The organism is Saccharothrix sp. DSM 118769 (assembly GCF_052936295.1).
This window is the reverse complement of the sequence record NZ_CP193627.1, coordinates 2,993,801-3,006,393: the sequence shown is the minus strand read 5'-3', so window position 1 is coordinate 3,006,393 and position 12,593 is coordinate 2,993,801. Positions and strand designations below refer to the sequence as shown.

Below are 12,593 nucleotides of genomic sequence, written 5' to 3'. Positions count from 1 at the left end.
GTGATTCAATAACACGAGCCGGAACACGCGGCCGCAATACTGCGGCGCCGATCCGGCGCGGCGGAACCAGGCGGGTCGACGAGGTGAGTGATGACGGTGACGGCGTTCCCGGAACTCGGCGCGGCGGTGGTGGTCGATGCCCTGGCGGTGTTGGCGGACCTGCCGGGGTGGCGGCTCGACGAGGCGCGGTGGACGGCCGTCGACGAAGCGGTGGTCGAGCTGTCGAGGGCCGTGCTCGAACGGGATCGCGACGCGTTCGGCGTGGCGGCGGCGGACCTGGAGCTGGCCGTTCCCCGCAGGATCACGCGCATCGGTGATGAACCGGTGGTACCGCCGCCTGCCCGGGTACTGGAGCTGGCCAACGAGTTGGTGCGGACCCTGGCCGGGGACACCGGCGATCGGTACCGCGCGGAGGAGCCGACTGGGGAGGACCAGCCGGGGGATCGGCGTGCCGGCTGAGCAGGAGTTGGTGGTCCACCTCTACGCGCCGGCGACCGAGGACGCCGAGGACGGGCTCCGTGCGATCTGGGCGCGCTGCCGTGCGCTGGGCGCGGTGCACCCCGTGCCGAACACCGGACTACCCGCCGCGCTACCGGGTTCCCTCCGGTCGTCCCGCCCGGACTGCGCGGTGGCGGCCGCGCGGGACGGCGCGGCGGACATCCAGGCCGTCCTGCGCCGCTCGCACGACGTACTCAACCTCTCGCTGGCGTTCACCGCGCCCGACAGCCCTACCGGCCGGCCGGGGTCCGGGTGGATCACGTTCGACCAGCGGTGCACCGACCTGGTGGGCGACGCGGCGGACCTGCTCGGCACGACCAGGGTGTTCCAGGCCAAGCACCCGACCGGCGCTGACGACGCCGTGCCGGCCGCATTGCCCGTCCACCTGCGCGACCGCTTCCGGTGGGCGACGCCCGAGGTCCGGGAAGGCGTCCTCACAGTGCTGGAGCCGGTCGACGACGTCGGCACCGACCGCGTCCTGGTGGTCCTGGCGCCGGCCGGGCACGACGCGGTGCTCAGCGCGTGGACGTGGAGCCGGGGCACCGCCGAGATGCCGCCGCTGGCCCGCTACCTGATGCACACCACGAGGTTGCGCCACTCGATCGGCGTACTGCACGCGGACACCCCCGCGCTCGACCGATTGCGGGCGCGGATCCACGACGAGGTGCACCGCGCCGACCTGGGGCGACCGGTTGCTGTCGCGCTCACCGCGTCGACGTCGGCGTTGCGCCGGCTGCGCCGGGCCGCGGAGATCGATCGGACGAACATGGCCGCGGTGTTCCCCCGGTCGCTGGCGGCCGACGACGGCTTGGCGGAGTGGGTCGACCGGCAACTGGACCACGCGCTCGAACGGCTCGACGAGGACAGGAGGCTGGTGGACGAGGTTCGAACGCTGCGCCCACCCGTGCCGGTGGCCGAGGTCCCCGGCGGGCGGGCGATCAGGATGGGCTTCATGCTCGACATGGTCGGGTACGGCGGCCGGGAGCCCGAGTGGCGAGCGGGGGTGCAGGGGCGGCTGGCGGCTCTGGCGAACTCGGTGCTCCACGACCTCGGCACCGCGCCGTCGGCCGTCGACCGTCAGGACACCGGCGACGGGCTGCTGGCGTTCCTCCCGGCAGGGTGCGACGTCCACCGCGCGTTGCCGCTGCTGCTCCGCCGCACCGCCGACCGGCTCGCCCACGACAACACCGGGGCGCAGGACCGGCTGCGGTTGCGGATGGCCGTCGTCATCGGTCCGGTCGGCCGTTCGGAGCTGGGGTTCAGCGGGGCCACCGCCACCGTCGCCGGCCGACTGCTGGACTGTGCACCGCTGCGCGAGCAGGTGCTCGCGCAGCCGGAGCGCGACCTGGCGGTCGTCCTGTCCCGGCACGTGCACGAGTTCGTGGTCGCCGAGGGCGTGCCCGGCCTGCCCCGGGAGCAGTTCAGTCCGGTGACGGTGCGGGTCAAGGAGCTGACCACCGAGGCGTGGCTGTGGACGGGGTGATCGCCGAGCCGCACGCTTCCCGTCCCCACCGCGGCGGCCGGCCTGCAACGACGTGCGACGACGAACCCGCCTGGAAAGCGAAACGCCGTAGCGGGTCCTATGCCGCTCGAACAGTCATCGCCAAACCGGTGATCACGCTTTCCGCTGACGGAGCCACACTATTGAGTCGAAAGTGATCGCTTGCCTGTAGGTCGATCAGCGTGGTCGAGGTCGGGGATGCGCACCGGTTGTCGCCTGCGGAGCGTGAGGTGCTGCGGTGGCGGCGTTGGAGGCCGGTCGAGTCGAGGGCTATCGGCAGGCCGCGGAGGTGTTCGGGGTCTCTGAATGGTCGACGGGGACCTGGTGGCCGGCCTACCGGCGAGACGGTCGCGACGACCTGGCGACCCGCAGAGGACGTCCCGACCCCACCGAATTGATCAATGCGGAGGATCGGGGCACGCTGTTCGCCGCGATGGCCGACTACACACCCGAGGGGTTGTTGACCGGCGGCCCGTTGTGGACCCGTCCGGCGGTGGTGGAGCTGATCCGCCTGGTCGTCGGGGTCGGCATGACCGAGCAGGGCGTGGGCCTGTGGCTGCGCCGCCACGGGTTCACCCCGCAACGCCCGGGCCGATGTGCCTACGAACAGCAGCCCGCCGCGGTGCGGGCCTGGCTGGACGAGGACTATCCGGCGGTCGAGGCACGCGCCAAGGCCGAGGGCGCGGCGATCGCGTGGGTCGACCAGTGCGGGCTGCGCTCCGATGCCCCACCGCCCGGCCGGTCCTGGGCGCCGGAGGGCCGCACGCCGGTCGTGTGGGCGACCGGGAAACGGCTGCGGGTCAACGTCATGTCCGCGGTCGCCTCACGCGGCGCGCTGTGGTTCACCGTGTTCACCGAACGCTTCACCGCGACCGTGTCCACCGCACTTCTCGACCGTGTGGCACGCCAAGCGGACTGAAGAGTGCACGTCATCGCCGACCGGCATCCGGTGCACCGCAGCAGAGCGGTCCGCGCCTGGCTGGAGACCAACGCCGACCGGATCGAGCTGCACCTGATGCCCGGCTACAGCCCCGAGTTGAACCCCGACGAGCTGCTCAACGCCGACCTCGAGCGCAACGTCAACGCCTCCCGCGCCCACAACGTCGACCGCCTCGCCCACGAGACCAGAGGTTTCCCGCACCGCCGCCAACGCCAACCGCACATCGTCCGCGGCTACTTCCGCGCCCCACACGTCCGCTACGCCATCATGTGGGCAACCGAACACTCCCGGCTCAACATCGGCGTACGGTCGTCGAACGCGCGTGACCTTGTCCAAGCAGCAGAGACCACTCGCGGTTCAACCGAAAAGAGCAGGAACCGCACCCGTCGGTGGCCGGACCCACACCTTTCCGTGCTTTTTCGACCTCCACGTGCACGCACAGCGACAGCAGTCGATACCGTCGAGTGATGCCCCGGACAATATCCAGGGCGCTACGGTCGAACGAATCCGAATTCTTTTCGCTCGATCGAGGGGATGTCACCGATGAGACCGAGTCGCGGTTCCGCACGCGCATTTTCGCCGATAGCGGTTCTTTCCCTGCTGATTTCCCTGCTGATTTCCTCGGTGGTCGCGCCGGGCCTGCCGGCGCAGGCGGCACCGGGATTGGTCGCCCCCCGCATCACCGAGGTGTACTCCCGGGACAACGCGGTCGACGTGGTGTTCCTGTCCGCGAACCAGGACCGGAACGCGACGGCGGAGTGGTCGATGACGGTCACCGCCGCGCCGGGCGGGAAGACCGCCGTGGTGAAGAACCGCGGCAAGACCTCGGCCCGCGTCACGGGGTTGACCAACGGCACGAAATACACCTTCACCGCCGTGGAAACCCTCGCCGGGACGTCCTCGCCAAAGTCCGCGCAGTCGGAACCCGCCGTGCCGCGCACGGCCCGCAGGCCGCTGCCGCCGACGATCGACTCGGTGTTCGGTCGCGACGGCAGCCTGGTGGTGCACTGGAACCCCGGCGCCGACCGCGGCGCGCCGATCACCGGCTACACGGTCACCGCGACCCCCTCGGGCAAGAAGGCCACCGTCGGCGGCGACGTCCGCACCGCCACCCTGACCGGCCTGGTCAACGGCAAGGCCCAGACCGTCACCGTGGCGGCCACCAACAAGATCGGCACCGGCAGGGCCGCGACCAAGGCCGACAACGTGCCACGAGCGCCCTACGCCCCGACCCGCCCCCGCTCCGTGTCCGCCACGCCCTCCGCCGACGGCACCCAGGGGTCGCTGGACGTCACCTGGCAGCCGCCGCGCGACGACGGCGGCGCGGCCGTCACCTCCTACACCGTCACGACCACCCCGGGCGGCAAGTCCGTCACGGTGGGCGCCTCGACGCACCGGGCCACCCTCACCGGCCTGGACCCGCAACAGGTCCACACCGTCGCGGTGACCGCAGCCAACGGCGTGGCCGACCGCCTCGCCGCCGCCGGCACCGCCCGGGCCAGACCCGGCTACAAGATCGCCGACAGGACCGTCAAGCTGACCGTCAACAGCATGGACGCCATCAGCCGGATCGCCCACGACCGCGTGGTGTTCAACCAGGCCACCCCCCAGGTGAAGAAACTGGTCAAGGGTCAGATCGTCGTCGCGGAGGCCCGACAGCCCCGCCCCCGCAAGGGCCTGCTGCGCGAGATCACCGAAGTGCGGACCAGCGGCGAGAAGGTCGTGCTCATCACGAAGAACGCGAAGCTCACCGACGCCGTCCACACCTCCTCCCTGCTCGCCGCGCCCAAGGCCGACTGGGTGAGCACCGCACAACCCCGCTCCCTGGTCCCCGGCGCCCGCGTCGACGTCTCCTCCATCGGGGGCAGGCTCGACATGAGCATCGCCTACAAGCCGCAGAGCTCCACCTCCGAGGACACCAAGGTGCAGGCCGAGGGCGAAGTCGGCTTCGAGGCCGCGCTGACCGGCGAGGTGACCGTCACCCCCGACTGGGCACTGGACGTGGACATGTCATGGTTCAGCCTCCAGAGCGCCTCGATCGCCGCGAAGGCCACCGTCCAGGCGTCGGTGGAGGGCCGCTTCGCCGCGATGTTCTCCGGCACCGCCGAGAGCAAGCCCCTGGTGGACATCCCGTTCGACTGCACGACGTTCTGGGTCGGTTGGTTCCCGCTGGTGCTGTGCCCGAAGTTCACGCTGCTGGCCAGGCTCACCGCCGAGGGGTCGCTGGAGTTCACCTTCACCGCTTCCTACGAGCAGACCATCGGCGGCAGCCTCACCTACAGCAAGGCAGAGGACCGCTGGACCCCGCACGACGACACCACGAAAGCCGTCAACACCTTCGAACCGAACCTGAAGGCGGCGGCCAAGATCACCGTCAGCCTGCCGGCCAACCTGACCATCCTGCTCTACGACATCGCCGGCCCCGGCCTCGAACTCACCCCGTCGCTGGTCTTCGACGCCGATTCCTCCCGAACACCCTGGGGCAAGGTCTCGCTCGTGGTGGACGTGAGCCTCACCTTCGAGGTGCCGCTGCTGGAGGTGCACGGAAGCAGTTCCATCTACAACAACGAGGACGACCCGGTAGACCTGTGGACGTCACCGGACAAGCTCACCACCGTCGACGTCGAGCCGACCACCCGACGGGTCAGAGCGGGTGAGGCGGTGCAGTTCACCGCCACCTCCGTCGGCTGCGCCAACACCCAACCCGTCACCTGGAGGCTGAGCGACGGCGCCCTCGGCACGATCGACCTCGCCACCGGCCTCTACACCGCACCCGCCACCGGCTCCACCCAGGACCGGGTGATCGCCACCCAGGCCGCCTCCGACACCTGCTCGGAAGCCACCGGGCAGGGCTACGCGCAGAGCGGCGTGGTCGCACCCGGCGCGCCGCAGAACCTGACCTTCGAGCGCAAGGACGGCACCGTCGTCCTGACGTGGTCGCCGCCCGCGGACGACGGGTACGAGACCGTCAGCTACGGCGTGGTCATGTGCACGTCCGTCGAGACCCACGACTCCTGCACCCTGCAGCCATCCGTGCAGGGCACCACCTACACGTTCGTGCCCGACTCCGACGTCACCCACATGCCGGTCCGGGCCGCGGTGATCGCCCACAACAGCGCGGGCGACGGTCCGCCGACCGACTACATCTCCCTGCTGTGACCACCCCTGCCGGTTGCGGGCCCGTCCCGCGACCGGCAGCTCGGCCCCGTCGCCGTTCGGCGGCGGGGCACCCCCGTTCGTCCGGGCGGCGGTCCGGCCGGGCCTCCCCCGCAGGTCAGGTCTGCACGAGGGTGCGCAGCGTCCGGCGGAGCTGATCCGTCGCGTTCGGACTGATCGCGGCCAGGAACGCGCTCTCGGCCTTCCCGTACGCCACCCGTGCCGCGTCGTAGGTCCGCATCCCCTCTTCGGTGAGCTCGACGACGTTCCTGCGCCGGTCCGCGGGGTCCGGGCGCCGCGTGACGACGCCCTTGCGCTCGAGCGCGTCCAGCAACGCCACCATCGTGGTGCGGTCGATGCCGAGGATCTGCGCCACCTGGAGCTGCGACGTCGGTTCCCGGTGGGCCAGGACCCGGAGCGCCCCGAAGTCCTTGCTGTCGATCCCCAACGGCTCCAGCGCAGCGTCCGTCAACGCCGTGAGCTTCAGGGTCGCGTGCTTGAGGAGGTACCCCAGGACCTCGTGCGGGTCGGCGGTGGCGCTCGGCTCGGTGGACACGGCCCCCATCTTAGGCCTAGTCTGATCGTCAGTAATCCTGACGATCAGTTCCACCACGAAAGGCGCGACCATGATCCTCGTCACCGGAGGGCTCGGCTTCATCGGCTCCCACACCGTCCGCGCCCTCACCGACGCCGGCGAGGAGTGCGTCCTGCTCCAGCGCCGCACCGCGCAGGTCCCCCCGCACATGGCCGACCTGCCCGTCCACGTCGTCCAGGCCGACGTCGCCGACCTCGACGCCCTGCTCGCCGTGGGCCGGCGGTACCCGATCACCGGGATCGTGCACCTCGCCGTCGCCCTGCCGTGGCCGGTGACCGACACCGACCCGGTCGAGGCCACGGCGGGGGCACTGGACGCGTTCCTCAACATCGTCCGCGCCGCGCGGACCTGGGGCGTGCGCCGTGTCGTGACCGCGAGCACCATCGGCGTCTACGGCTTCGCCTCCGAGGGCGCGCTGACCGAGGACGTGCCGATCCCCCTGGGGCACTCCCACGCCATCCCCACGTTCAAGAAGGTCACCGAACTCCTCGCCGGCCACCTCTCGGACGTGACCGACGTGGACATCGTCACCGCGCGCATCTCCGGCACCTGGGGTCCCGGCGGCCACCTGCCCGACCCGTTCTTCGCCGCCCCCTCCCTGGCCCACGCCGCGGCCCGGCGCGGCGAACCCGACCTGTCCGGGCTCATCGCACCGCCGCACGCCGACGACGCCCTCGACCTGCTCTACGTCAAGGACACCGGACGCGCGCTCGCGCTGCTGCAGCTCGCCGGGAAGCTGAACCACTCGACGTACAACGTCGCCTCCGGCCGCGCCACGAGCAACGCCGACGTCGTCACCGCGATCAACTCCACCGAACCCGACTTCCGGTGCGCACTCCCGCAGGCCGGGGACCACCCGGTGAGCTGGCTCGACATCACGCGCCTGCGCGAGGACACCGGGTTCGAGCCCCGCTACGACACCGCCGCGGCCGCCGCCGACTACATCGCCTGGTTGCGCGCGGGAAACCAGCGGTAACCCCTCGGACGCCCCCGGTAGCGCGGCGTCCTCGTCCTCGCCGGACTTCGCCCTACCGCGGTTCGGCGATGAGCCGCAGACCCCTGTCGCCCTTGCTCAGGGTCAGCGTCCGGGCGTCGAGCGCGTAGGCGACCTCGCCGTCGAGCACGGCCAGTGCCGCCGCTTCCAGCGCCATGACGTCCGGCTCGCACGCCTTGCGGGTCACCGGGCCGGGGGTGAAGGTGATCGTCCGGCCGGTGGTCCGGTACTCGGCCGCGGTGAGGTTGCACAGGCCCGTGATCGCCACCCCGGAGTCGGTGAAGACGAAGGTCGCGGTGACGCCGGCCGGGGCCGCGCCGGCGGTCGTGCCCTGGATCAGGGTGTCGACCCGCCACACCTCGCCGGCCAGGGTCAGTGCCCGTTCCCGGACCAGTCGCAGGTTGTCGTCCGGTGAGCCGACCACGAGGGTGTCGCCGTCCAGGCGCCACGCGGGGTTGCCGGTGAACAGGTCCACCAGGAACCGGTCCTGCGCGGTGCGCTCCGGGTCGCAGCCCATCTCGGTGATGCTCGGGTCCGTCACCGCCAGCCGGCCGCCACCGGTGTCGACGGGACCGGAGAGGGTGTTGCAGCCGCCGCTGACGACCAGGCGGCCGTCGTCGGTGAAGCGCACCCGCACGGTGGTGCCCGCGACCAGTGCGCGTGCCCGGCCCTGCTCGGTGCCGGTGGACGCGGTGAAGCTCAGGCCGCGCAGGTCGTCCCCGGTCGGTGCGCTGTCACCGGCGGGCGCCGCTTCCCGGCCGCAGGCCGCGGTGAGGAGCAGGACTGCCATCAGGAACGCGGTGTACCTCATGGTCCGAGGACGGGGCACGGGGCCTCCCGGGTTGCACCGGCGCCGGGTGCGCGATCGCACCCGGCGCCGGTGGGGGTCACGGCTGGGAGATCCAGTAGTTGATGAACGACATGACGTCCGGGCGGAAGCGGGTGCCGCTGTTCGTCGGGTTGGTGCCGGCCACGCCGTTGGTGTGGATGCCGGTCACGCACCAACCGCCGCACAGGCCGGGGCTGACGGAGTTGTAGTGGTACACCGGGGAGCCGCTCTGGCCGCCCGCCGTGTCGATCCAGTACCAGAGCTTGTTGGCCGTCTGCGAGTAGGTGGTGTCGCTGTCCCACCACATGGTCCCGAAGGGCTTGTCGCCCGGGTAGCCCTCGACGTAGAAGGTCTGGTTGACCAGGTTCTCGGCGGTGTTGTACCACCAGCCGAACCAGCCGGTGGAGTTGCCGATGTCGCAGGTCAGCTTGACCAGGCCGTAGTCGTGGTCGGACGGGTAGCCGTTGATCCAGGCGGACGTGGTCCACACGTCGTTGATGCCGCCGCTGCACGAGCCGAACGGCGCGTTGTTGCCGGTGCGGCCGGGCGTGACGGTGTAGGAGGTCACCCAGCTCCCGCCGTAGTGCACGCAGTGCCCGGCGGTGACCAGGACGTCGCGGCTGAGCATGAAGCCCGTGCAGCCGCCCTGGTTGGTGGACAGGTGCGCGATCGCGCCCCACGGGTAGGTCGTGGGCACACCTTCCTGCACCCGACCGTCGGCCCCGATCACCGAGTTGGTGCCGACGGAACCCGGCTCCTCCTTGGCGGTGTCCTCGGTCTTGAGGTTGTTCCCGGACCGGCCGGCGGTGGACCGCAGCGCGGCGGCCGCCGCGGCGGGCAGCGCCACGGTCTTGCCGGCGCCGTTGACCATCGTGACGCCCTCGGGCTTGGGCGCCGCGACGGCGGTGCTCAACGCCGACGGCACCAGGGCCGACACCGCGACGAGCGCCAGTGTCAGCGTGGCGATTCTCCGGGATCTGGCAGTGCGCATGATCTGCAAGTTCGTCCTTCCCCGATGGCGGCGGCGGTCGCCACTCACGCTGATGAGAGGTCGACCCCGGGTCGGGAAATACGCGAACGGCGAGAACCGGCCCCGCGACGTGGAAAGTTGCTCCGCTCAGCGGAACCCGCGCCGCCACCTGCCTACCGTGCCTGGTCGGATGATCCCTCGACCACGGCTCGACCCTGTCGGTGACCTTGGACGTCGTCGGCCGAAGTCCCGCCCAGCACCCTCACCGACCAGGCTCCGCTGATCGTGGCCCGCTTCGCCGAGGTCGAGCGCAGCGCGATCCCCAAGGCGCACGCCGACGCCGAATGGGTCGAACTGGACCCGCTGTTGCCCGATCCCGCGTGCCTCGGTGGTCGGGCTGGGCGGTGGATGATCACTGCAACCGGATGATCGTGGACGCGATCCCGTACGTGGTCGACAACGGCATCACGTGGCGGGTTGTCGCGAATATCCGGTACCGGTCGCAGCGGTCCGGCGCTTCACTGGTGCGCATGGACGACCTGCCCGAGGAGCTGCGCGAACGGCTGCTGCGGCTCAACGCCGACCTGATCGTCGATCTGCTCAGACCTGACGAGGCGATTTGGCTGGCCTGCGATCTGCTCGTCGCCGGTGTGGAGAGTCCCGCGTTGCTCGAACTGGCCGGTGAACCGCCCTCCCGCTTCACCCTCGCCGACGCGGTGCCACTTGTCCGACGGACGCTGGCCGAGCTCGGCGTCGAGCCCGTGGACACGTCTCGGGCTCCCTGGGTCGTCGCCCGTGACGTGTCCCGCCGGATGATCGCCGGAGGTCTGCTGCCCGAAGACGGTGCACGCTCGCTGTGGGGTTTGTGGTGGTCCTGCGACAACGCGAGGGAGATCGGCCTGATGCTCCAGCCGCTGGAAGCCTGGGACGAGACGCTGCCGCAGCACCGCGACGAGGAGGCGATCAGGGCTGAGATGCGGAAGCTCGCCGAGGGAATCGTTCGTGCCGCCAACGCGCGCCTTGCCGCTGGTGGCGTGGTCGAGCCGTGACCCGGCGGCGGGCTCCGAAAGCGTCACGGGGCTGGTGGTAAGGCCGGTTCTGATCGTTCCCGGCTCCGGAGAACGCTGTTCCGAACCGCGGTCAGCGAGACGCGTGAGCGGCCACGCCGAGGACCGCAGGAGTGCGAGAACTGCCGGTGGTCGGCACCGAGGCGCTCGGCCATCGGCCGCACCGACTTGCGCTTGCCGTCCGAAGAGCGACGAGGCCGGACCGCACCTGCGGGGGACGATCACGTGGCTGAGGACCTCGGCCCCAGCCACGTGATCCGAACCCCGAACAGCTCCTGGAACGCGCCCCGACGCGCTCATCCTCGACGAGCTGCCGGCCGACGCCCGACAGCCGAGGTCTTCCGGGCGGGGCGGGCGCTAGACGATGGTGTACCCGCCGTCGGCCAGCAGGAGCGCGCCCGTGACGTAACTGGACCGCGGCGAGGCGAGGAAGAGGATGACCTCGGCGATCTCCCTCGGCTCGCTCATGCGCCGCAGCGCCGTGGTGGTGGCGGCGTTGTCGTGGACGGCGTCCCCGAACAGGTTCATCACGGTCCCGGTCGTCACCCCGCCCGGCGCGACGGAGTTGACCCGCACGCCGCTCATGCCGAACTCGACGGCCCAGTTGCGGGTCAGGGACTCCAGGGCGGCTTTGGTCGCGCCGTAGGCGGCGGCGTTGTGGACCGGTGACACGGCGGCGATCGTCGAGACGTTGACGATCGCGCCCGCGCCCTTGGCGACCATGGCGGGCGCCAGCGCCGCGGTGAGGTGGAACGGCGCGAGGACGTTGACCGCGAGTAACTCCTCGAAGCCCTCGCGGGTCTGGTCGGCGGTCGACGCGAACGGGTAGATGCCCGCGTTGTTCACCAGCACGTCCACCTCGCCCGCCGCCGAGGCGAGCTCCCGCACGCCCTCCGCGGTGGCCAGGTCGGCCCGGACGAACCGCGCGGTCCCGCCGTCCGCCTTGATCTCGGCGACGACGTCCGCGCCGCGCGTGGCGTCCCGGCCGTGGACGATCACGCTCGCGCCCTCGCGGGCGAACAACTTCGCGGTCTCGTGGCCGATCCCGGCGGTGGCGCCGGTGACGAGCGCGACCTGGTTGCGCAGTTCCACGGGTGTACTCCCTCTCAGTTCGACAAAAGGCGCAGGAACGTACGCCGCGCCGAACCCCGTTCGCAAGCCCCGGCGACGAATCAGCGCGGCGCTACCCCTACGACATCGAAAACCTGGATGCGTGCTTGATCAGCCACACCGTGTGTTGTCGATTCTTGTTGAGTTATGTCCGGGCAGAGTGGTCCAGGGTCCTCAAAGGGCGGACCGCACCCGGCCGATCCCGCTGCTCGACGCCCCCTTGCCGCCCGGTCCCCCAGGGTTCCGGCCGGGACCTGGTCGCGGTGGACGGCACGGTCCGTGTCCGGCGGCACTCGTCTTCACCGCCCGGTCGTGGACGCCCTCACCCGCACGGTCGGTTTCCCCCGCTGTCGGCAGCGGGCGGGGCATCGGCTGCCTACCGTCGACCGTGTCGGCATCGGCGGCACGGGTACGGAGGCGGGGATGGTCGTCAAGTGGTTCGGCAGGGCATCGGCGGTCGTGGCGGCGGGGTTGCTGCTGACCGGTCTGCCGGGTGCCGGCCCCGCGGGGGCGGTGCAGCAGAACCGGGTGGTGTACTCGATCGAGTTCGCGGACCCGGGCGAGTCCGGGGACCCCGAGCCGTACGGGGCGGTGGTCCTGCGGTTGCCCGACCAGGACAGGTTGCTGTGGCGCCAGGGACGCACCGAGGACGTCCCGTCCGCGTGGCGCTACCCGGCGACCGGTTTCGCCACGCAGGAGGTGGCGTTCGACGAGGACGTCGTCGAGCAGGTGTGCGCCTACGTCAGCGAGCGCGACGAGGACTCCGACGACCACCTCGCCGGCGGCTGCCTGCCCTACCGCGGCCACCACGAGCCCTACGTGGTCGAAGGTGAGGACGGTCGCGTGACCGTCCACCTCTACGGCATCGGCTGACCGGACCCCGCACCGACCGGGCGAGGCGCCGGGACACCCCCACCGGATACGACGACCATC

Annotated in this window: 11 protein-coding genes and 1 pseudogene; 8 read left to right on the top strand and 4 right to left on the bottom strand. The window is 71.2% G+C overall.

Features of this window, described 5'->3' with window-relative positions; genetic code table 11:
* Nucleotides 1–90: 90 nt before the first annotated feature.
* The 4 genes and pseudogenes from ACRAKJ_RS13690 (at nucleotide 91) to ACRAKJ_RS13675 (ending at nucleotide 6,098) form a co-directional block, all read left to right on the top strand.
* Entirely contained in the window at nucleotides 91–459 is a 369-nt protein-coding gene (locus ACRAKJ_RS13690) for a CATRA system-associated protein (RefSeq protein WP_438925845.1), read from the top strand.
* Nucleotides 449–1,981 carry a CATRA conflict system CASPASE/TPR repeat-associated protein gene (locus tag ACRAKJ_RS13685; RefSeq protein WP_438925846.1) on the top strand — a complete coding sequence of 511 codons (1,533 nt, stop codon included), beginning with the start codon at nucleotides 449–451 and terminating at the stop codon, nucleotides 1,979–1,981. The genes ACRAKJ_RS13690 and ACRAKJ_RS13685 overlap by 11 nt, the downstream gene beginning before the upstream one ends.
* A 256-nt stretch (nucleotides 1,982–2,237) precedes the next feature.
* Nucleotides 2,238–3,407, top strand: a pseudogene (locus tag ACRAKJ_RS13680) (IS630 family transposase).
* A 156-nt stretch (nucleotides 3,408–3,563) separates the two neighbouring features.
* Entirely contained in the window at nucleotides 3,564–6,098 is a 2,535-nt protein-coding gene (locus ACRAKJ_RS13675; protein WP_438925847.1) for a fibronectin type III domain-containing protein, read from the top strand.
* A gap of 115 nt (nucleotides 6,099–6,213) precedes the next feature.
* Here ACRAKJ_RS13675 and ACRAKJ_RS13670 read toward each other — a convergent pair whose 3' ends face one another.
* Nucleotides 6,214–6,651 (bottom strand): MarR family transcriptional regulator, encoded by a 438-nt coding sequence (locus ACRAKJ_RS13670; protein WP_438925848.1) that lies wholly within the window; start codon nucleotides 6,649–6,651, stop codon nucleotides 6,214–6,216.
* Nucleotides 6,652–6,721: 70 nt separating this feature from the next.
* On the opposite strand from ACRAKJ_RS13670, the gene ACRAKJ_RS13665 reads away from it, so the two are divergent.
* Entirely contained in the window at nucleotides 6,722–7,666 is a 945-nt protein-coding gene (locus ACRAKJ_RS13665) for an NAD-dependent epimerase/dehydratase family protein (protein ID WP_438925849.1), read from the top strand.
* Between the two features lie 52 nt (nucleotides 7,667–7,718).
* Here ACRAKJ_RS13665 and ACRAKJ_RS13660 read toward each other — a convergent pair whose 3' ends face one another.
* Together ACRAKJ_RS13660 and ACRAKJ_RS13655 are read right to left on the bottom strand one after the other, a co-directional pair.
* Nucleotides 7,719–8,474 (bottom strand): META domain-containing protein, encoded by a 756-nt coding sequence (locus tag ACRAKJ_RS13660; RefSeq protein ID WP_447008958.1) that lies wholly within the window; start codon nucleotides 8,472–8,474, stop codon nucleotides 7,719–7,721.
* Nucleotides 8,475–8,571: 97 nt separating this feature from the next.
* A complete protein-coding gene (locus ACRAKJ_RS13655; protein ID WP_447008957.1) occupies nucleotides 8,572–9,504 on the bottom strand; it encodes a trypsin-like serine peptidase in 933 nt (310 codons plus the stop codon).
* A 264-nt stretch (nucleotides 9,505–9,768) separates the two neighbouring features.
* Between ACRAKJ_RS13655 and ACRAKJ_RS13650 the strand changes: the two genes are divergently transcribed.
* Nucleotides 9,769–9,912 carry a hypothetical protein gene (locus ACRAKJ_RS13650; RefSeq protein WP_438922773.1) on the top strand — a complete coding sequence of 48 codons (144 nt, stop codon included), beginning with the start codon at nucleotides 9,769–9,771 and terminating at the stop codon, nucleotides 9,910–9,912.
* Entirely contained in the window at nucleotides 9,909–10,532 is a 624-nt protein-coding gene (locus tag ACRAKJ_RS13645) for a hypothetical protein (RefSeq protein ID WP_438922772.1), read from the top strand. Before ACRAKJ_RS13650 ends, ACRAKJ_RS13645 begins: the two co-directional genes overlap by 4 nt.
* 375 nt (nucleotides 10,533–10,907) lie before the next feature.
* Here the strand turns inward: ACRAKJ_RS13645 and ACRAKJ_RS13640 are convergent, their stop codons facing one another.
* Nucleotides 10,908–11,642, bottom strand: a complete 735-nt coding sequence (locus ACRAKJ_RS13640) for a glucose 1-dehydrogenase (RefSeq protein WP_438922771.1) — start codon at nucleotides 11,640–11,642, stop codon at nucleotides 10,908–10,910.
* Nucleotides 11,643–12,083: 441 nt separating this feature from the next.
* On the opposite strand from ACRAKJ_RS13640, the gene ACRAKJ_RS13635 reads away from it, so the two are divergent.
* Nucleotides 12,084–12,533: a hypothetical protein gene (locus ACRAKJ_RS13635; RefSeq protein ID WP_438922770.1), complete on the top strand. Its 450-nt coding sequence runs from the start codon at nucleotides 12,084–12,086 to the stop codon at nucleotides 12,531–12,533.
* The last annotated feature ends 60 nt before the right edge of the window (nucleotides 12,534–12,593 follow it).

Bases quoted from the DNA above. Each gene is read 5' to 3' on its own strand.
- ACRAKJ_RS13690 (WP_438925845.1), top strand. From the start codon at position 91: ATGACGGTGACGGCGTTCCCGGAACTCGGCGCGGCGGTGGTGGTCGAT.
- ACRAKJ_RS13665 (WP_438925849.1), top strand. From the start codon at position 6,722: ATGATCCTCGTCACCGGAGGGCTCGGCTTCATCGGCTCCCACACCGTC.
- ACRAKJ_RS13660 (WP_447008958.1), bottom strand. From the start codon at position 8,474: ATGGCAGTCCTGCTCCTCACCGCGGCCTGCGGCCGGGAAGCGGCGCCC.
- ACRAKJ_RS13655 (WP_447008957.1), bottom strand. From the start codon at position 9,504: ATGCGCACTGCCAGATCCCGGAGAATCGCCACGCTGACACTGGCGCTC.
- ACRAKJ_RS13645 (WP_438922772.1), top strand. From the start codon at position 9,909: ATGATCGTGGACGCGATCCCGTACGTGGTCGACAACGGCATCACGTGG.
- ACRAKJ_RS13635 (WP_438922770.1), top strand. From the start codon at position 12,084: ATGGTCGTCAAGTGGTTCGGCAGGGCATCGGCGGTCGTGGCGGCGGGG.